The following is a 19,505-nucleotide window of genomic DNA, read 5'->3' on the forward strand; positions in this document are numbered from 1 at the left end:
GATAGACCTATACGCCCGCTATTTCCTGATGATTTTGTCAATGAAGTTCAGGTTATTATTTATGTGCTCTCTGCAGACCGGGAACATCAACCCGATGTTTTAGCAATAAATGCTGCATCGGCAGCTCTCATTATTTCGGGCATTCCCTTTAAGGGCCCTGTTGGTGCAGTGAGAGTTGGCAGGATCAATGGGCAGTGGAAGATAAACCCATATTTTCAGGAGATGGAACGCAGTGATATTGATCTTGTTGTGGCTGGCACCAAAAAGGCTGTAACCATGATTGAGGGGCAGGCAAAGAATTTAACCGAAGACAAGATGATAGAAGCTGTTGAGTTTGCCCATGCACATATTGTTACATTATGTGAAGTACAGGAAGCATTGCAACAAGCCTGTGGCAAGCCAATCATGGCCTATGAGCCCAAATTAAGCGATAAGGAACTGGAAAAGGTTATCAGAGAGCGGTATTTCAAGGATATAGAAAATTTAAAAGAAATTCACGAAAAGAAAGCGCGGGAACAGGCAAAGGAAGCTATTATTGCCGCAATAACCAACCAGTTGCAGGAACAGTTTCCCAATACAATTAAACTGGCAACTGAAATTGTTGACAATCTTGATGCTGAAGTGGTGCGTTCTCGAATATTGAATGAAGGCAAACGAGCCGATGGAAGAGGGCTTACGGATATACGGCCAATTGATATTATGATTGGCATTTTACCCCGTGCACATGGATCGGCACTGTTTACACGAGGCCAGACGCAAAGTCTAGGGATAGTGACTTTAGGAACGGTTGCTGATTCCCAGCGCATTGACAGCATTGATCTGCTGGAAGAGTCGTACAAGCGGTTTATGCTCCACTACTATTTCCCACCGTTCAGTGTTGGTGAAGTTGGAAGAGTAGGTGGTGTTGGTCGCCGTGAGATTGGCCATGGTATGCTGGCCGAGCGTGCACTTGAATATGCTATCCCGGATGAAGCTACTTTCCCCTATACTATTCGAGTAGTATCTGAGATACTTGAGTCAAACGGCTCATCATCAATGGCTACTGTGTGTTCTGGCTCTCTTGCATTGTTTAATGCGGGTGTTCCTATGAAAGCACCAGTAGCAGGTATTGCGATGGGACTAGTGCTTGAGGGTGACCGTTATGCTATATTAAGCGACATTCAGGGCATAGAGGACCACTTAGGTGATATGGATTTCAAAGTTGCAGGCACCGCAACCGGTATCACTGCATTCCAGATGGACATCAAGATAGAGGGCATCACCACAGAAATTATGCGCAAAGCGCTTGAGCAGGCAAGGGAAGGCAGGCTCTATATATTAGAAAAAATGAATGAAGTTATTTCCGAGCCTTCTAAGGAGCTATCGCCTCATGCACCAAAAATAGCTGTGATGAAGATTGAGATTGAAAAGATTGGTGAAGTAATTGGGCCAGGTGGTAGAGTCATAAAGAAGATAATTGAAGAATCAGGTGCTGAGATTAATATTGAGCCGGATGGAACGGTATTTATATCTGCTAACGAACAGGACTCAATAGATAGAGCGCAGCGTGCAATAAAGGGGCTGGTTGAGGAAGTGGAAGTTGGTGCTATCTACAAAGGCATTGTAAAGCGAATAACCGATTTTGGCGCATTTGTTGAAATATTGCCAGGCAAGCAGGGATTGGTACATATTTCCAAGCTTGACCACTCACGTGTTGAAAACGTGAAAGATGTTCTAAAAGAAGGTGATGAGGTTTTGGTAAAAGTTATTGGCATTGATGATCAGGGACGCATCAACTTAAGCCGCAAAGATGCTATGAAGAAGCATTAGTAAAACAATGGTTCATAAATTTACACTGCCAAATGGCCTCACAGTTTTACTTGAGCCAATAGATAATGTTGTATCGGTGTCGTGTGGTCTATGGATTAAGGTAGGCTCACGGCACGAAAAAAAAGGTGAAATGGGCTATGCCCATTTCATTGAGCATATGCTATTTAAAGGCACTGAAAAATACAGTGCTAAAGATATAGCACGCCTGGTGGATAGAGTTGGTGGACAGCACAATGCTGCAACTAATAGGGAATATACTTGCTATTATATTAATGTTGTATCTGATTACCTGGAGCTTGCTGTAGAGATACTATCGGATACTTATTTTAATTCTACTTTTGATGCTGAGGAGATAGAAAAAGAAAAAAATGTGGTAATTGAAGAGATCCGCATGTATGAAGATACACCGGATGAGCACATACATGATCTTTTTATGGATACCATGTTTTATAACAGCCCTCTGGGACATTCAATACTGGGCAACATTGATACAATAAGCTCAATTAATCGTGAAAGCATTCTAGCATTTTATAAACACCATTACACTGATGATTCATGTCTTTTTGTTATTTCAGGAAACTTTAATGTTGATGAAGCCAGACGTATAATAGAGAATTATTTCTGCAAGGACTGTACACCAAAGAATAAAAAAAACCTGATTGTATCACCCTACTATGAGCGTAAAATAAGACAACACCTTGATAAAGACCTTGAGCAGATTCATCTGTGCATTGGCACTGATGGTTTGAGCAAAGTTGATGAGGATAGATGGGCGTACTATGTATTTAATACTATTCTGGGTGGAAGCATGTCATCTCGCCTTTTTCAGAATATCCGTGAAAAAGAAGGATTATGCTATAGCATATACTGCTTCCATTCCTCGTTCATGGATACCGGTGTATTTGGTATTTATTGCGGAACATCTCCTTTGCAGTACAACAAACTGCTGAAGTTAGTGGCAAATGAGTGCCGACAGCTCCTTGCTCAAGGGATTTCCGAAGATGAATTGGCTGATGCAAAGAGCTATCTTGTAGGGAATATGGCTTTAAGTTTAGAGAGCACTGAAGTGCGAATGAGCCATATTGCAAAAAATGAGATTGTGTTTGGTCAGCAATTAACATTCAAGGAAATAGTTCGAAATATTCAGGCGGTTACTCTGGATGATTTCATGCGGGTTGCTCATAGGATTTTAGGTAATTCGCGATTTACCCTAGTTACAATTGGCAGACTACCACAGAATCCTATTGATTCATTTCATCTTGAATTATAATTTTTGCATTAAATATGTGTACCTGCTTTGCACCTGTAAAAACCTTTTAACCTATGTTGTGTTTAATAATCGTAACAACACCTTGATTGTGCTTGACTTTTGATGTTTGCAAAATATACATTAAAAGCAAATAACGTAGTGAATGATTGTAATAATATGCCACAATCACCCACATACATTTTAGATGAAATAATAAATAAAAAAAAAGAACAACGTGAGCGTATCCGTTGTGATTTACTATTAAAGCTTGATACTGCTCTTTCCGAGTTGCAGTTGATTATTGATTTTACAGAAGCATATATTTTTGGTTCAATTACAAGGCCGTATGCATTCAAAGAAAGCTCGGATATTGATATAGGTTTTTTAGGTCTTAATGATAAAGATTTTTTTAAAGCAATGTCATTTTTATCTTCGCAACTTGGGTATGAAGTAGATGTGGTACAGATAGAGAAACACAGGTTAGGACCAATAATACTAAAAGAGGGCATTCAATGGAAAAAGAAAGGTTAATGTTGCTAAGATCTTCAATAGAAGCACAAATTGCTGTAATAGATAAAATTTATAGTAAAATTGATGAAAGAAAGAAAAAGAAAGGGAAGTGGGTTGTTGAAAATATAGGATATCAGTTACATAACTTATATTGTGCTTTTGAGGATTTGTTTAAAATTATTGCGCGTGAATTTGAAAATAATATTGATAATGCAAGTAAATATCATTATGAATTGCTTAGACGAATGTCAATTTCTATAGAAGGTATACGACCAAAATTAATATCAGAGGAAACGTTAATGTTGCTTGACAATTTACGTTCATTTCGTCATTTTTTTAGGCACGCATACTCGTATGAACTGGATAAACGAAAAATTAATATAGTGTTAGAAGATGCATTAAAATTGCAAAAGATATATAAAAATGACATTACTGCATTTTTGAATGTACTAGAAAATAAGCAATGAGCTGGATTTAATTATAATAATCACTTGACAAAATTGAGCAATTTTATTACTCGTTTTACTCATGTTAGATGCACTGATTACATCAAAAACACGGCTGAAGATATTGCTAAAATTTTTTATTAACCCTTCAACAAAAGGGTATCTTCGCGAGCTTGCTGCGCAGATGAATGAATCTACTAATGCAGTCAGAGTGGAGCTTGATCGCCTTGTTGAAGCAGGTTATCTGGAGCGCAGTGCAACCGGCAATAAAGTATTCTATAATGCTAATACAAAACACCCTCTGTATAAAGACATTCACAATGTAGTAAAGAAGTTTTTAGGTATTGATGTGCTCATAGACAGTGTGCTTGCAAAATTAGGCAAGGTCCACGAAGCGTATGTAGTTGGTGATTACGCTAAGGGCATTGACAGCGGCATTATAGATGTAGTAATTATTGGTGCAGTTGATTACTCTTATCTTGCGCAACTCATTCAGAAAGCAGAGGGGATAATTAAGCGCAAGATACGACCGCTGGTGCTGTCGCCAAAAGAAAAAGCCAAATATAAAGATAAAATTAACCTGGAACATGCACTACTGGTGTGGCACAATGGCAAGTAACTGGTATGCCGTTTATGTTCGTTCGCGCCATGAAAGTAAAGTGTGTTCACAGTTACAATCAAAAGGCGTTGAGGTCTTTCTGCCTCTGGTTGAAAAATTACGTCAGTGGAAGGACAGGAAAAAACGCGTTGCTTTCCCCCTTTTCCCTGGGTATTTGTTTATCAAACTTGTCAATGATAATGTGCAGTTCATTAATGTGTTAAAAGTACAGGGTGTTGTAAAGATACTGGGCGATAGCTCCGGTTACAAGCCCGTACCCCAAGAACAGGTTGATGCAATATATAAAATGGTACACAGCAAGTGTGACATTGATGAACACCCATATTTAAAAGAAGGTCAGAAGGTGAGAATAACTGATGGTCCGCTTATGGGTATACAGGGCATATTGGTGAGCAAAGATAAAGAACATCATGTAGTCGTTTCTATTGATATATTACAGAAGGGAGTTTCAGTGAAAGTAGATATACATGATGTAGAGCCAATCCTGTAATTTTTCCATTGGTAAGCAATATATTCATTCTATTGTGGATATCTGTAAAATAGTAGGATCGTAAATAAAAAAGAAAGTTGAATGTTTACCAATCATAAGTAAAAATATAAATGCGTAAAAATTAAAAAACATTTGTTTTTTATATCTCTATGTCATACAGTATGCACTATAGCTATGCAAATTACAATTCTTTAATAAAATTTCCCTGGCTATACATGTAGATTTACAGAATACAAAAAGATGATTGGTAAGTGTCTCAATGCGCATGGTATGCATGATTTTAAAGCAGGGGCCGGGGGTGTTGTTTTTGATTACATTAATATTTTAAAAGGGGGCTTGCATGAATTATCTAAAGCTATACATTGTTGCTTTAATCCTGTTTTTGGCTATTGATGCATTATGGTTGGGTGTTATAGCTAAAAACATGTACAGAACCTATCTGGGGTACATTATGGGCGATGTAGTGTGGTGGGCAGTTATTGCCTTTTATCTATTGTTTATAATTGGACTACAGTATTTTTGCATAGTGCCAGCATTAAAAGCAGGTTCTGTGATGCAGGCATTATATACTGGTGCACTTTTTGGGCTGATAACCTATGCAACGTATGATTTAACTAATCAGGCAACAGTAAAAGGCTGGCCAGTGCTAGTAACATGTGTTGATTTGTTATGGGGTGCATGTATTGGGGCTGTAGTGAGCGCACTCACGGTTAAGATTGCAATACTTTTAAAGTGGCAAAGTGTGGCATAATTGTTAGGTCATATAAAAAATAATGGCATCATGACTATACTCTACGGCGCTGTGATATTTTTTATCATGGCTCTGACCCCGCTCTATGCTGAGTGGGAAGATCTCAATGCGGGTGAGCACGAAGTATATGGTAGTGAAAAGGAAGAAAAATACCCCATAAAATCATTATTTGTGGAGCAGGAAAAATGGAATAATCACTATTCGCTGATGGTACTATGGCTGTATAAGTATACTGATTATCCAAAGTACACATCATACAGGGTAGTGCCATTGTTTTACCATCTTAAAAGCAAAATTGACAGTCGTAAAAAAACAATAATTTTCCCCCTATTAACATATATAAAAACTGATAGAGATGAAGTTACTGAGTATTTACTGTTTCCTGCATGGTACTCTTCTACGACTGAATTTGAATATGATAAATCTTTGCTGTTACTTTTTTGGTGGGGTAAAAGGCAAAATTATCCTGATGAAAAGCCTTATTATGAAAGATATTTTTTGGGTATTCCATTATTGACATACTACAATTCATACAATTCAGGGACCGAAAAGTACAGTGAATGTGTGACACCTCTCTATTATTATCAAACAACAAGTATTCCCAATGAATATTTGTTCTGGGCTCCAATTATACCTTTAACCTATCATCATGTGAGTACAACTGGCGGGCACAGAAATATACTGTGGCTTCTGGATTATTCCTGGAATACTGACGGTATTGACCGTTTTTGGTTTATTCCCTTTGTGTTGTGGAAAAGAGGGAATGATGGATATTTCTCTTTGATGGCACCACTATATGTTAATAAAATGTATGCTAATGGTGATTATTACTTTCACGTAATGCCACTCTTTGCAATATGGCAACACAGCAATGATTCTCATGTAACAAAACAATACATAACACCACTTTTTGGAAGACGTACTATTACAGATGAAGCAACAAAAAATACTATGTACAAAAACCTGTGGTTCCCTATAATCCCACTGTTGTATCATAGTTATGGGGGCGATAGCTCCCATACTAATCTTTTGTGGTTGATTGACTGGAAGATGCATAAAGGCTCATTGCAATCCCTGTGGATAGCACCACTGATATTTCATGAATTCAAGGAATATGGATACCGTTACTATATTCCGTTCTATTGCAGGCCTGCTATTACACAAAATGAGGGAATTTCATATAGCTTATTTCATTACCACACATGGTCTCATGATGCTGACAGGCTCTGGATATGGCTGTATTATCATAACAAAAAATATAGTGCAATCAACGATGGCAGTGATACAGGTTCTGTGGCAGGTTACTACATGCATATACTTCCCTTTTACTTTTCATGGTACAACGAAGAAAGCAGAGGAACCATAGTACTGCCTCTTTTTTACAATTATCAGGATTCACGTACATCAATCCATATTAACATCACTGGTTATGCACGAAAGACGTATACCGGTGTGTTCACTCCCGATGTTGCAATGAATATTGGTACAGGTAAAAGCGCTTTGTACCTTGATACGGATATTTCATGGCTGTATGAGGTGTGGAGTTTTTCAACGCGTATCCCGTTAAAAAAAATTAACAATAATGGAGGCGATAGCAACCTGCAGCATGGGCAAAAAGCAAATGACACCTATGGGCATATTATTGGAAGCAGTGAGCAATCATCAGTAGCTATCGCCACTCCTGATGATAAAAGCATCACCACACCACAGATTGTAAAAAAGAAAACCGTAACTCGTGAAGATGCTGAAGTGTTCTGGGGGTGGAAAATTGGATTTGGGCTTATGGCATTTGAGAAGGCTGACAGCAGGCGTCATTTCAGGCTTTTGCCTCTCTCGTGGCTTACATGGGATGAAGCTTCAAGAAACAAGCTTTTTGTGCTGCTTCCATTTTATTGTTCGTATAGAGAAGATGACCAGGAATATTTTGTGTTGTTTCCATTGTATGGGTATCAAAAGAAAGGTGATACGTATTTTAAAGCGTATGCACTCAATCTGTATTGGGATGAAGTTGGGGGTAATGGTTACCATGAAACAACAGTGCTATGGCCGTTTATAAATTGGTACAGCTCCAAGGATATAAACGGTTTCAGAATATTTCCGCTCTACTGGCACAGAACGTGGAATGATGGCACGTTTAGTATCACACGGTCATTTTCAATACTACACTATAATAAAGAATATGTAAAAGGCAACACTGTAGTTCAAAGTACGCAAATTAATCCGCTATATTATAAAAACAGTTCAGAAGAGCCATCATCACAGTATACATTATGTATCCCACTGTTGCTTACATATTATAGTGCATATAATAACATAGAAAATACTATGTGGGGAAATACGCTTTTTATTGCTGGATACTATCGGCACAGGTCAACGTATTATATGCATGATGATGTGCTTTTGCTGTATGATCGCAAGCTATATTATTCTGATACAAACAACATATATAAAGAAGAGTATTCATATCTGTTCACAACAATTTATGCTGAATACACTCCAGAATTGGTAAAATTACGATTGCTATGGGGAACTTTGTTTGAGTATGACTATAATAAAAAGTATGCTGACCATGATGTAGATGCGGTATTATGGCTTGTGGGCTTTGAAAACAATAGGTATGGATTTAGTCATAAAGTACTTCCATTCTATTATTACTATAGTGATAATCATTCAAGTTTGTTGCTTATGCCAGTGCTGCTCAGTGGGTTTTATCGTTCATATAGTGAAATTTTTGATATAGGTGGCCTAGGTCTTGTATACTACCACAATGAACAAAAGCACACAAATGATGCACGCCGCCTTGTGCTTTTAGGAATACTATTTGATGAAAAGAAAAGACCGCAGCGTCAGTATCATTCAGTGGGAAGTGTGTGGGGCATATTATGGAATTATGAGGTGGAACAGGAAACAGGATTTGTCAAATTTTCCATTTTGAAAGGGCTGTATAAATACGTAGAACAAAATGGCCAGAGGAAGCATACGTTTTTGTGGTTTTTATAAAATTATAACAGATCTAAAAGTTAAACATTGCCCCGGCATTTAGTGTGTACCGCTTTGCTGAATGCTCGTTGTCGTGTGACATTGATATGCGTTGCAATTCACCAAACACCAGAATCTCTTGGGTTATATGAATGCCCGATCCTATTGCCCACCAGGCACTGTTAAAGAATCGTGTCTTTTCTTTTTTATCATATCCATAATCATATTTGAGTTCACTGAAAAGAGCAATGCCAACTCGTGCATACGGGGAAATTATTTCGCTTGCGGTTATCATAATGATTAGATCAGGTCCCCATGATTGTAACACAGTGAATTTTCGCTTGTCGCCATTAAATGTATATTGTAACCGTTCCCCATGGTAATAGATACCCAATCCAAACATAATTACTTCAGTGTCAACGTTAAGGTGTCCCATTAGGCCATAGTTAAATCCTTTGAGTGAGTCATACTCCTTGTCATAAAATTCTATTTTACCATAGGGGGTATATCCTCCCATAACTGCAATATCAGCTATTGCAAACGATACAGAAGGGATAGCAACTATACATAATGCAAGAAAAATGTGGGTGATGTATGGTTTCATGGGTATCCTCATTCAATGTGTTTTTAAGAACTTTGATTTTTTTCACTAATTATTTCCTAATAATATAATGTATGAAATAAAACAATGCACATCACATATTTTTTCATGAAGTATTATTTTTGAAAAATTAATTAAATTTTTCAATACTTTTTTCAGCCCCATCAAATAAAAGTGTAAATATACCATAGGGCCTGCGAATAGTTTTTCATATTATCCATGCTATTTTTTTCCGACAATATATAATAAACATGTTATGCTAAAAAAGGATTGTGCACAATGAATATCCCGTTTCATGTTCCCTATATTGATGATAGTGACATAGATGCTGCGGTGAGTTCTATAAAAAGTGGCTGGACCACAATGGGTCCAAAAACCATTGAGTTTGAAATGCGCTTCAGTGAATATACAGGTATTCCTTTTGCAGTGGCGGTAAGCTCCTGCACAGCAGCATTACATCTGGCACTGAAGTTGTGTAATATCACACAAAAAGATGAGGTGATAGTCCCTGCAAACACATTTGTTGCTACTGCTGAAGTTGCTCTCTATTGCGGTGCAACTCCTGTCTTTGCTGATATTGAAAAAGATACTCATTGCATCAGTGTTGAATCAATTCTTAAGTTATTATCGCCACGTACAAAAGCCATTATTCCTGTGCATTACGCTGGACACCCATGCGCTATGGATGCAATAATGGATATTGCACGTCAACACAACCTCTATGTGATTGAAGATGCTGCACATGCACTTCCATCGTGGTATGGTACCAAACTTGCTGGTACTATAGGGGATATTGGTTGCTACAGCTTCTATGCAACAAAGACATTGTCAACAGGTGAAGGCGGCATGCTGGTAACAGGCAATGAAGAGTGGGCACAGCGTGCACGGTCGTTGCGGCTTCATGGAATGAACCGTGATGCGTGGAAGCGCTATACAAAAGGTGGCAGTTGGCAGTACGATATACATGAACCTGGATATAAATACAACATGACTGATGTTGCTGCTGCGATGGGATTGACGCAGCTACAAAAGGTGGAAAGGCTTAAGGATTTGAGGGAAGCGATAGCTCATAGATACAATGAAGCCTTTGCTAATAATGATGTCTTGATTCCCTATATTGTAAAAGAAGGCATTTCAGCGTGGCATCTTTACCCGCTGAAGCTTAATCTGGATGCGCTTAGTATAAGCCGAGATGAGTTTATTTTAAAATTAGAAGAGCGTGGGATAATGACAAGTGTTCATTTTATTCCACTTTACCGCTTTTCATATTTTGTTTCTCTGTATGGGAATAAAGAAAAAGATTTCCCTAATGCCGAATGGGTCTTTGCGCGGGAGATTAGCCTGCCTATATATCCTTCAATGACGGATGAGCAGGTAAGCTATGTAATTGAGAACGTGTGTACTATTGCAAAGGAATATAAAAGATAACTATGAAGAAAATTGCATATATACCAAAACTTTCAGCTATTGCCTATATCGTTGCTGATGCTGTAAGTATTGTAGCAAGCTATTTCTTTGCAGCACAAATATTGCAATATTCAGGTCATACGATCATTACCACTTCTGTTATTCATTTAATGGGTGTGATGGTTGGGTTGTATATGGCTCAGAGCTATCGCATTCTATGGCGCTACGCTACAATTCAGGATTATTACCGGATAATAGGTGGTTTTGTGGGCGGTAGCATTGCAGTATTAGCTATTGGTTTGTTTATTCCTGCCATTCATACCCAGGGTGTTATTGTATGTGGCAGCATGGGCCTTGTGATAACAATTACTTATAGAACAGTGGTAAGGGAAGTAAAATCACACAGCGCTGCCCCTCCTAAAAAGAAATCAAAACTTATTCTTATTGCCGGCGCTGGTGAAGCGGGCAGAACGCTGCTTGCTGAATTTAAGCGCGATGGAAGGGCTGATAACATCATAGGTTTTGTGGATGATAACAAACAAAAAGTTGGGACATTGCTGTGTGGAAAGCCTGTACTTGGAACTACTGAGGATATTCCTGCTATTGTGGAACAATATCATGTGAAAGAATGTATAGTGGCAATGCCCTCTGCATCACAGAAAGACATTGACCGTATAATTAAAATTATTCGTTCATGTGATAATGTCACCATTTCTATATTGCCGGCAGTAACAAAACTTTTTGAAAAGGCTCTGACCCCTGAGCTAAGGGGAATAGGTGTTGAAGAGCTTATAGGCCGTGAGGAAATAGAAATCGATAGTATGTTAATAGAGGACTATTGTAAAGGGAAAACTATTCTGGTTACTGGTGCAGGTGGTAGCATTGGTTCTGAAATTTGCAGACAGCTTTTGCAGTTTAAGGCAAGCCGTATTGTTGCTCTTGGGAGAGGTGAGTATTCAATATATAATTTGCAGTGTGCTCTTGGTAAGTATGCACGGTATTTTGAAGATGCTGATATTGTCTACTATATTGCTGATGTCAATGATGCAGTCCGAATGCAGAAAATTATGGAAAAAGAAAAACCACATATTGTGTTTCATGCTGCTGCACACAAATATGTTGATATAATGGAACAAAATCCACAGGAAGCAATACGTAATAACTGTATAGGAACACGCACTGTACTTGAGGCAGCGTGTAATGCAGGGGTACAGCAATTTGTGTGCATTTCTACGGATAAAGCGGTGCGTCCGGTAAGCGTGATGGGCGCAACTAAGCGTATGGCTGAGATTATCACTCTTGCCTACAATTGCCAACAGATGCGCACATGCTGTGTACGTTTTGGCAATGTCATTGGGAGCCGTGGTTCGGTCATTCCTCTTTTTTATCAGCAGATTGCAAATGGGGGACCAGTAACCATAACCCATCCTGAGATGACCCGATACTTTATGAGTATCCCTGAGGCTGTGATGCTGGTAATTCATTCTGCGGTTCTTTCACAAGGCGGTGAAATCTTTGTCCTTGATATGGGCAAGCAATACAGGGTAGAGGAGGTCGCACGGAATTTAATCAAACTTTTGGGATATGAACCTGATAGTGATATACAAATTGTGTATACAGGTATACGCCCTGGTGAAAAACTTCATGAAGATTTGTGGGATCAGGGTGAAGAACTACTCTCCACAGCTCATAAAAAAATATACCGCATAGCTCACAATGGATACGAAGAGCTATCGGTACGAAAAATAATAAAGCTAACACCAGAGTATGTACAAAATTTAAGCAATGATGAGTGCAAAGAAATAATTAAAGCGATAGTTACTGAGTACAAACCCTACAGCTAATATATTTCATCGTGCTAATGTCAACAGGCATAATTGTATTTTCCTAAAATATTGATGAAACTTAAAGTTTAAAGTGTAACATTTAGATGATACTGTAACTGTTTATGATTGCTACTTTAGATGCTTTTATATATCCATTGATATATAAACTTGTATCATCTGTACTTTATTTTTTGTTTGCAGTACATACGTAATCAACAATGTCAAAAAACATTATACCAGTAACGATATTATTTTTTTACGTATTTCAAGGGTGCTGTAATTTTTGCTTTGCCTCTATACATCTCTTTTTTCCTTTTTATGTGGATTTTTTAGCATTGTAAGTAAGTGATGCTTTTTGTTTAAGTCATTGTAACTCGGTAGATAACAATGGGCTTACCCTACGTGAAATTTCTTGAAGTTAAAAATTATTTTGTGTATACAGCATTTTTTGGGTTATTTCACGTTCACTACTGGTTATGTATGTATAAATCATCATAAGAGTCTATATATGTGTAGTTGTGTATGAACAATCTTTGTACCATATATCTTTTTTATGTGGGTTACATTGTTTTGTGGTGCACCTCATTTTTGGATGTGCATTTTATATAATTTCCCTTATTTTTATTTCATAAACATTGTTTGTAAGTTAAAATATGGTGGATTCTTTTTAATGATGTTTTTTTTCTTTATATTTTTTTTAAATTCTATTGCATTGTTATATCAACTTAAGATTTATGCAATTGATTGTACACAACCAGTATCTAGTATGAATTTAATGGCATTTAATCTAAGCTGATATATAAATTTTATCAATATAAAATACGTTGTGCAGTTTTTTTGTTACATGGCAGGAATACATCTAATTAACTAGAGTAAAATAAATGATAAATCCTATAATTTTCAACTGATTTACTATGTGGCTGTAACATTTCTGCCACATTATAATCAATACCCGAAGCAATTAAAAACGGCAGTGCTTCTTGTACAACAGGCGGTGGTATATATTCAAAGCTTTGCAAACAGGTAGTAATGATGTTATGTAAAAACTCCTGCATCATTGCATCGTCAAACACAAAATTGCCGGTATCATCGTATAAAGGCATGGTAAAAGACAGCATTGATGGAATATCCCCTGTAGTAAAGAACACGTCGATTGCATTGCCATGATTGGTGACATTTGCTACCTGCATGATGCTCACGGTATCGTCACTTAACGAAAGTGCTCTGCACAGCTCTTTTTTTTGATAAAAGGCAAATTCCTGGTCAATGTTAGCAATGTATATGCGTATACCGGTGATCCTGGTGTGTTGAGCTATCGCCCCTATTTGCTTTGGGTATGAGGGATACACCTTTGTTGCCACTGTACCGGTTGCAGTATAAAATCCAAATTTTTTAGTGGCACTTGCAATGTAGCAGCCAAATTGTGCAAGCAGCGGCGCAAGCCCAAAGCGTATAAAACCGGTTGAAGGAGCATACTGGCAATGAGTAACACCATGAAATATTATTTCTGATTGGATGGCGTTGTGCAATAGTGTTGGTGCAAGCGTCAAAAAAATATCGGTTATTGGACAAAAGGGGTGTAGGGTAATGGTTGCTGTGAATGGTTGCAGGGGCTTTGGGTGTATGGTGATTATATTGTTGGTGTAGCTACATTGCACTGAAAGATTTTGTAATACCTGCACCAATGCATTGAGAGTACGGCTGTAGTGTGTATGCTGCCATATAGATTCATCAACTGTAATGGTACAATCTTTCTTTAAAGCAAGTGCTAGTGCAAGCGCATGTCGTACTATGGTAAAGGTTGGTGCATGTACGTGCAACATCATTTATATAGTTTTTTCAAGGTATGGTTTCAAAACATCAGGGATGTTTATAGTGCCATCTTTAGTTTGGTAGTTTTCCATTATAGCTGCAAGAGTTCGCCCTGCAGCAAGCCCTGAGCCATTTAGTGTATGTACCAGCACTGGCTTTTCGCCTTCTTTTTTTCGATAGCGTATGCGCGCACGCCGAGCCTGATAGTCAATAAAATTTGAACATGATGAAATTTCCACATATCGACCTAATCCCGGCATCCACACCTCAATATCGTACGTTTTAGATGAAGCGGCTGAGGTATCAGCGCTGCACAGAAGCACCACGCGGTAATGCAGATTGAGCAGTTGCAGCACTTCTTCAGCGTCAGCAACAAGTTTTTCAAGCTCATCAAACGAAGACTCAGGTTCAACAAATTTAACTAGCTCCACTTTCTGAAACTGATGCACGCGTATGAGCCCGCGTGTATCTTTGCCAGCAGCACCTGCCTCACGCCTGAAACAGGATGATTGCATGGTAACATAAATAGGCAAATCTTTGCCATCAAGGATTTCATCTCGATAGAGGTTGGTAAGGGTAACTTCGGCGGTTGGTATAAGTGAAAGTGCATCACGCTCAATGCGGTAGTATTCATCCATAAATTTGGGATACTGGCCAGTACCTATCATACTGTCATCATTCACAATGAAGGGGCCAAACACTTCAGTGTAGCCGTGTTTTTTTGTGTGCAGGTCTAACATGAAATTAATAATTGCGCGCTCTAACTGGGCAGCAAGTCCCCTGTACACGTAAAAACGGGCACCCGCAATTTTAACACCACGCTCAAAATCAAGTATGTTGAGCTGTATACCTAAGTCATAGTGGGGCTTTGGGGTAAAATCAAACTGCGGTTTTTGTCCCCAGGTGCGGACTACCACATTGTCGTTTTCATCGTTGCCAACGGGAACTGATTCATGAAGAATATTTGGTATTGAGAGCATTAACGTATTATAGGTTTCTTCAATACTTGCTATTTCTTCTTCATATTTTTTTATTTCATCGCCAATACCGCGTACCTTTTCCATAATTTCCACAGGGTTTTCCCCTTTCTGTTTTAGTGCACCAACCTGCTTTGAAAGCGTATTGCGCTGAGTTCTGAGTTCATCAATCTTTGCAATCAGGCTTCTTCGTTTTGCATCAAGCTCTTCAAGCTGTGCAATATCAACAGCATCTTCCATTTTGCGGATTTTTAATGTGTATTTCACGCGCTCAATATTTTCTCGGACAATCTTAGGGTCTATCATACTGCAACCTCTATCACTTCATAAAATATGTGTAAATAGTAATTGGATAGAAGCAATTTTTGTCAAGAAACAAAGGATAAAATATCAGAATTGGCGGATAGCCCGTACTCTGTATGTATTGTTTTTATATTGTGTGCTCTGTGCGCCTGTGCCAAAATTTTGGCACCATGCACGGCTTTGAGTATACTCAGATGAACTCCAGTAATTATAGCTGGTAAAGTTACCAATACTAGATTTGTATTGAAACAAAAGGTTAAGCTCATCCTTTGAAGGCAGGTACCAATCATTGTAGTTGTTATAGATCATAGATGCACACAATTTTGCTGCATACTGACCACTGCCAAGGATTTGCAGTATTGTGAGTGTATTTATGCGGCCAGTTCCAATTTGAGTGGCTGTTGCCCCCGTTGTTCGGTATTGCCCTGCCTGTAATTGCTGTTCCCACACAATTCCTGAATCACTTATGTCAAATCGCATAGCTTCTAAGTAGCGCCATCCATCACTATAGTACCCTTTATCGTAGAAAACATATCCGCCGGCAGGGCCAGTATCTCGTACAATGTATTGTCGGTACTGGGCATACAGCTGCAGTGATTGCTCTATTGGGTAAGAATTGCCGGGAAGGTATGTATTGCCAAAGCTATCGCCCCAGAAATCAAAACAATAAGATACTCCATCCTTATTAATAATTGCAAGATTGCCGCTATTATGGGCGATAGTTACCAGCTCTCCCTGCTCGTAGAAATTGTTATCCACAGGAACAGTGCCCGTTGTTGCTCCGTTTGCATAATAGGTGACCGTAAGTGGTTTTGGAATAAATTGTGCGATGAGTTCAATATTTTGGTTTTCTATAAGAACTAGATCACCAGGCATATACTTCATTTGGTTACTCATGGTAAGCCATCCATTAAATTTATATCCGCGTTTTTGAAGATTGCCGGAATTGGGGAGTATACAGGCATATTCACCGGTGATGTAGTAATTGGTATCAACAGGAGGTAAGCCCGTTTGTGCTTCTCCTGCAAAATATATTACCTGATAAACAGTGTCATTAGTAAAACATGCGTACAGCATTGTTGATTCAGTGATAACAAATGTGGATCCAGGTTTTATGATGTCAGCTCTACAATTGCTGTACAAACTCCATCCTATGAAGCTATAATTTTCCATGGCAAGATTAGTGTTGGGCAAAACCTTTACAATATCATTGGGCCTATAGGTAGTGGTGTCAATTGGTGGATTTCCTTCTGCTCCGTTTGCATTATACACCACTATGCATGAAGTAGTAGTGGCATTTAAGTCCTGATAGGGTAAACTAATTTCATCTTTGCCAGTATTGCTACATGAAACGATTATTATAAATAACAAAAAAAAGTATTTTTTCATAGATAGCTCCTAAGAGTAAATTATTGGTAGCTATCTATATATACGCTTATACATTAAAAAAATTATTTGATTATAAAAAAATTTAGAAATTATTTTTGGGGTTGGAGCATGCAATAGGTACCAAATTAAAATGCAAATAATACAACAAAATCATATAGCTTTTAAATGAGAGTATACGATATACACTATGTACAGTTGGTATGATGATTGTATGATGAATGTAACAATGTTGAGGATGAAAGAAATTGGTCAGGGACGGAATCGAACCGCCGACACGGGGATTTTCAGTCCCCTGCTCTACCGACTGAGCTACCTGACCAACTGTTATGGGTGTACACTTAATGAAAGGGTCCTAAAATGTCAATACAAAAATTTTTGGCAATTGGTTTTTTAATAGCAATTATTGCATGCTTTTGCTCGGAAACATATTGTGAACAAGAAGCTGCCTTTTATTACAGGAAAGCACAGATTCAATATAAACACCAGATGTATAATTATGCTATTTTGAGTCTGGAATTAGCTCTAGGCTCTGACCCCAGGCATGTGGAGGCAGCAAATTTACTGGCAAAAATTTACCTAGAGAATTACAATGATAAGGTCAAAGCTTTGCAATATTTTTTACAATCATTGCAAGCAAACGATGCACAACCTGATATTCATCTTGAAGTAGGGAAATTGTATTATTTTTTCAACGAATATCAAAAAGCAAAGCAACACCTGACTAAAGCTATACAGCAGAAGCAGTTAGTGTATGCACATTACTATTTGGCGTGTATTTACAATATTGACAAAGACTATGCTGCTGCATCAATACATAGTGACCAATGTAACCGGTTAACTGACGATACGGTGCGCATTGAAATGGAAAAGGGGTCTAATGCCAAAATGAAGGGAAACTTAGATGAGGCAATAGCTCATTATTTAAAAGCCATAGAAATAAATCCTGCAAGTAGCAAAGCATATATGGAATTAGCATTGCTGTACCGTATGAAGAAAAAACTTGATAAAGCAATTGATATCCTTGAAAATTGCATTAAGGTTTATCCAAATGATACTAATACACTGCTTACTCTTGCACATGTGTGTGCTGAGTACAAACATCCAAAAAGGAGGGCTTTTTATATTAATAGAGCTATCGCATTATGCAAAATAGTCATAGCAAATGACAGTTCACGTTGTGAAGCATATTCATTATTATTTGAAATATATAAGCAGCTTAATGATGCTATATTGCGTGACGAAAATGCAGATTATTACAACAAGTGTTTGGAATCAACAAGCAATTAGTCAAATACAATAGTTTTATTTGCATAAACTAGTACTTTATGTTCCAGATGTTTTCTTACTGCGCGCGATAGCACTAGCTTTTCGATATCTTTACCTTTTCTGATTATATCATCAATAGAATCTTTATGAGACACACGAATGACATCTTGTTCTATGATAGGCCCCTGATCTAATAGTTCGGTCACGTAGTGACTTGTTGCGCCGATGATTTTAACTCCATGTTGATATGCCTGGTGGTAAGGTTTGGCTCCTTTGAATGCCGGCAAAAATGAGTGATGGATATTGATTATCTTGTTAGGATAATGTGAAACAAAATCTTGTGATAATATCTGCATATAGCGGGCGAGCACAATGCAATCAACATCATGATCTTTAAGAATTGAAAGCTCTTTTAGTTCCTGTTGTGATTTATTTTCTTTTGTTTTAGGGATTACAAAAAAGGGAATATTAAAATATTTGGCGATAGTTCCTAATAATTCATGATTGCTTATAATACAGGCAATATCGGTAGCAAGCTCACCTTCCTTTGCTTTAAGAAGAATATCGTACAGGCAGTGATCCATTTTGGAAACAAAGATAGCGGTCCGTTGGCGTTTATCTGAAAAATGTAGGTGCCAGTTCATTTTATATTGGGATGCTATTGGCTCAAAAGCATGTACAATATCATTTTTATTTATTCTAAAATCATTCAAATCCCATTCAATACGCATGAAAAAAGTGCCAGACTCTTCATCTGCATGTTGGTCAGAACGCACGATATTACCATTGTTTGAAAATATAAAATTGGAAATTGTAAAAACAATTCCTTTTTTGTCGGGGCATGAAATAAGTAAAATTGCACTTCCTTTAGAATGCAAAGTAACCCTCTCTGAATATGCATTATTGTGAATAAAAGTATTGAAGGCTAATTATTGTCAATAATATAATCAAAAATATAATGCTCTGACCCCTACATTATACCCACCCAGCAATTGAATATCTCTTGCGGTAAACTTCATCATACCGTAAGAATTTTGCTAATCGTTCTGCAAATGTCTTCCCTAACTGCAC

16 protein-coding genes and 1 tRNA gene are annotated in these 19,505 nt (G+C 37.9%); 11 read left to right on the plus strand and 6 right to left on the minus strand.

The window, feature by feature from the left end; genetic code table 11:
• From N3F66_11665 to N3F66_11700, 8 genes are all read left to right on the plus strand, one after another.
• Window positions 1–1,809: polyribonucleotide nucleotidyltransferase (locus N3F66_11665; GenBank protein ID MCX8124800.1), on the plus strand; the 1,809-nt coding region annotated here is incomplete at its 5' end.
• A 7-nt stretch (window positions 1,810–1,816) separates the two neighbouring features.
• Complete coding sequence (locus N3F66_11670; protein ID MCX8124801.1) at window positions 1,817–3,079, plus strand: insulinase family protein; 1,263 nt, start codon at window positions 1,817–1,819, stop codon at window positions 3,077–3,079.
• Between the two features lie 156 nt (window positions 3,080–3,235).
• Complete coding sequence (locus tag N3F66_11675) at window positions 3,236–3,589, plus strand: nucleotidyltransferase domain-containing protein (GenBank protein ID MCX8124802.1); 354 nt, start codon at window positions 3,236–3,238, stop codon at window positions 3,587–3,589.
• Window positions 3,571–4,035 (plus strand): hypothetical protein, encoded by a 465-nt coding sequence (locus tag N3F66_11680; GenBank protein ID MCX8124803.1) that lies wholly within the window; start codon window positions 3,571–3,573, stop codon window positions 4,033–4,035. The genes N3F66_11675 and N3F66_11680 overlap by 19 nt, the downstream gene beginning before the upstream one ends.
• A gap of 61 nt (window positions 4,036–4,096) precedes the next feature.
• On the plus strand, window positions 4,097–4,633 hold the full coding sequence (locus N3F66_11685; protein MCX8124804.1) for a winged helix-turn-helix domain-containing protein: 537 nt from the start codon (window positions 4,097–4,099) through the stop codon (window positions 4,631–4,633).
• Complete coding sequence (locus tag N3F66_11690; GenBank protein ID MCX8124805.1) at window positions 4,623–5,123, plus strand: UpxY family transcription antiterminator; 501 nt, start codon at window positions 4,623–4,625, stop codon at window positions 5,121–5,123. The genes N3F66_11685 and N3F66_11690 overlap by 11 nt, the downstream gene beginning before the upstream one ends.
• A gap of 340 nt (window positions 5,124–5,463) precedes the next feature.
• Window positions 5,464–5,874, plus strand: a complete 411-nt coding sequence (locus tag N3F66_11695) for a DUF2177 family protein (GenBank protein ID MCX8124806.1) — start codon at window positions 5,464–5,466, stop codon at window positions 5,872–5,874.
• A gap of 30 nt (window positions 5,875–5,904) precedes the next feature.
• Window positions 5,905–8,874 carry a hypothetical protein gene (locus N3F66_11700; protein ID MCX8124807.1) on the plus strand — a complete coding sequence of 990 codons (2,970 nt, stop codon included), beginning with the start codon at window positions 5,905–5,907 and terminating at the stop codon, window positions 8,872–8,874.
• A gap of 13 nt (window positions 8,875–8,887) precedes the next feature.
• Here the strand turns inward: N3F66_11700 and N3F66_11705 are convergent, their stop codons facing one another.
• The gene (locus N3F66_11705; protein MCX8124808.1) at window positions 8,888–9,457 is read right to left on the minus strand and encodes an outer membrane beta-barrel protein; all 570 of its coding nucleotides are present in this window, start codon (window positions 9,455–9,457) and stop codon (window positions 8,888–8,890) included.
• 276 nt (window positions 9,458–9,733) lie between these two features.
• On the opposite strand from N3F66_11705, the gene N3F66_11710 reads away from it, so the two are divergent.
• The gene (locus N3F66_11710; protein MCX8124809.1) at window positions 9,734–10,882 is read left to right on the plus strand and encodes a DegT/DnrJ/EryC1/StrS family aminotransferase; all 1,149 of its coding nucleotides are present in this window, start codon (window positions 9,734–9,736) and stop codon (window positions 10,880–10,882) included.
• 2 nt (window positions 10,883–10,884) lie between these two features.
• Window positions 10,885–12,705, plus strand: a complete 1,821-nt coding sequence (locus tag N3F66_11715; GenBank protein MCX8124810.1) for a polysaccharide biosynthesis protein — start codon at window positions 10,885–10,887, stop codon at window positions 12,703–12,705.
• 845 nt (window positions 12,706–13,550) lie between these two features.
• On the opposite strand, the gene N3F66_11720 is transcribed toward N3F66_11715, so the two are convergent.
• The 4 genes from N3F66_11720 to N3F66_11735 form a co-directional block, all read right to left on the minus strand.
• Window positions 13,551–14,513, minus strand: coding sequence for a hypothetical protein (locus tag N3F66_11720; protein ID MCX8124811.1), 963 nt, complete (start codon window positions 14,511–14,513; stop codon window positions 13,551–13,553).
• On the minus strand, window positions 14,514–15,782 hold the full coding sequence (gene serS / locus N3F66_11725) for a serine--tRNA ligase (protein ID MCX8124812.1): 1,269 nt from the start codon (window positions 15,780–15,782) through the stop codon (window positions 14,514–14,516).
• A gap of 84 nt (window positions 15,783–15,866) precedes the next feature.
• A complete protein-coding gene (locus tag N3F66_11730; GenBank protein ID MCX8124813.1) occupies window positions 15,867–17,168 on the minus strand; it encodes an InlB B-repeat-containing protein in 1,302 nt (433 codons plus the stop codon).
• Window positions 17,169–17,414: 246 nt separating this feature from the next.
• Window positions 17,415–17,487, minus strand: a tRNA-Phe gene (locus N3F66_11735).
• A 38-nt stretch (window positions 17,488–17,525) separates the two neighbouring features.
• Between N3F66_11735 and N3F66_11740 the strand changes: the two genes are divergently transcribed.
• A complete protein-coding gene (locus tag N3F66_11740) occupies window positions 17,526–18,455 on the plus strand; it encodes a tetratricopeptide repeat protein (GenBank protein ID MCX8124814.1) in 930 nt (309 codons plus the stop codon).
• Here the strand turns inward: N3F66_11740 and purU are convergent.
• Complete coding sequence (purU, locus tag N3F66_11745) at window positions 18,452–19,312, minus strand: formyltetrahydrofolate deformylase (GenBank protein ID MCX8124815.1); 861 nt, start codon at window positions 19,310–19,312, stop codon at window positions 18,452–18,454. The two genes, N3F66_11740 and purU, sit on opposite strands and share 4 nt — an antisense overlap.
• Window positions 19,313–19,505 lie beyond the last annotated feature (193 nt).

This window comes from Spirochaetota bacterium (genome assembly GCA_026414805.1).
Classification (GTDB): domain Bacteria; phylum Spirochaetota; class UBA4802; order UBA4802; family UB4802; genus UBA4802.

What these genes read in the sequence shown, in the direction of transcription:
- N3F66_11670 (MCX8124801.1), top strand. Translation starts at nt 1,817, where the DNA reads ATGGTTCATAAATTTACACTGCCAAATGGCCTCACAGTTTTACTTGAG.
- N3F66_11675 (MCX8124802.1), top strand. Translation starts at nt 3,236, where the DNA reads ATGCCACAATCACCCACATACATTTTAGATGAAATAATAAATAAAAAA.
- N3F66_11680 (MCX8124803.1), top strand. Translation starts at nt 3,571, where the DNA reads ATGGAAAAAGAAAGGTTAATGTTGCTAAGATCTTCAATAGAAGCACAA.
- N3F66_11685 (MCX8124804.1), top strand. Translation starts at nt 4,097, where the DNA reads ATGTTAGATGCACTGATTACATCAAAAACACGGCTGAAGATATTGCTA.
- N3F66_11690 (MCX8124805.1), top strand. Translation starts at nt 4,623, where the DNA reads ATGGCAAGTAACTGGTATGCCGTTTATGTTCGTTCGCGCCATGAAAGT.
- N3F66_11695 (MCX8124806.1), top strand. Translation starts at nt 5,464, where the DNA reads ATGAATTATCTAAAGCTATACATTGTTGCTTTAATCCTGTTTTTGGCT.
- N3F66_11700 (MCX8124807.1), top strand. Translation starts at nt 5,905, where the DNA reads ATGACTATACTCTACGGCGCTGTGATATTTTTTATCATGGCTCTGACC.
- N3F66_11705 (MCX8124808.1), bottom strand. Translation starts at nt 9,457, where the DNA reads ATGAAACCATACATCACCCACATTTTTCTTGCATTATGTATAGTTGCT.
- N3F66_11710 (MCX8124809.1), top strand. Translation starts at nt 9,734, where the DNA reads ATGAATATCCCGTTTCATGTTCCCTATATTGATGATAGTGACATAGAT.
- N3F66_11715 (MCX8124810.1), top strand. Translation starts at nt 10,885, where the DNA reads ATGAAGAAAATTGCATATATACCAAAACTTTCAGCTATTGCCTATATC.
- N3F66_11720 (MCX8124811.1), bottom strand. Translation starts at nt 14,513, where the DNA reads ATGATGTTGCACGTACATGCACCAACCTTTACCATAGTACGACATGCG.
- serS (MCX8124812.1), bottom strand. Translation starts at nt 15,782, where the DNA reads ATGATAGACCCTAAGATTGTCCGAGAAAATATTGAGCGCGTGAAATAC.
- N3F66_11730 (MCX8124813.1), bottom strand. Translation starts at nt 17,168, where the DNA reads ATGAAAAAATACTTTTTTTTGTTATTTATAATAATCGTTTCATGTAGC.
- N3F66_11740 (MCX8124814.1), top strand. Translation starts at nt 17,526, where the DNA reads ATGTCAATACAAAAATTTTTGGCAATTGGTTTTTTAATAGCAATTATT.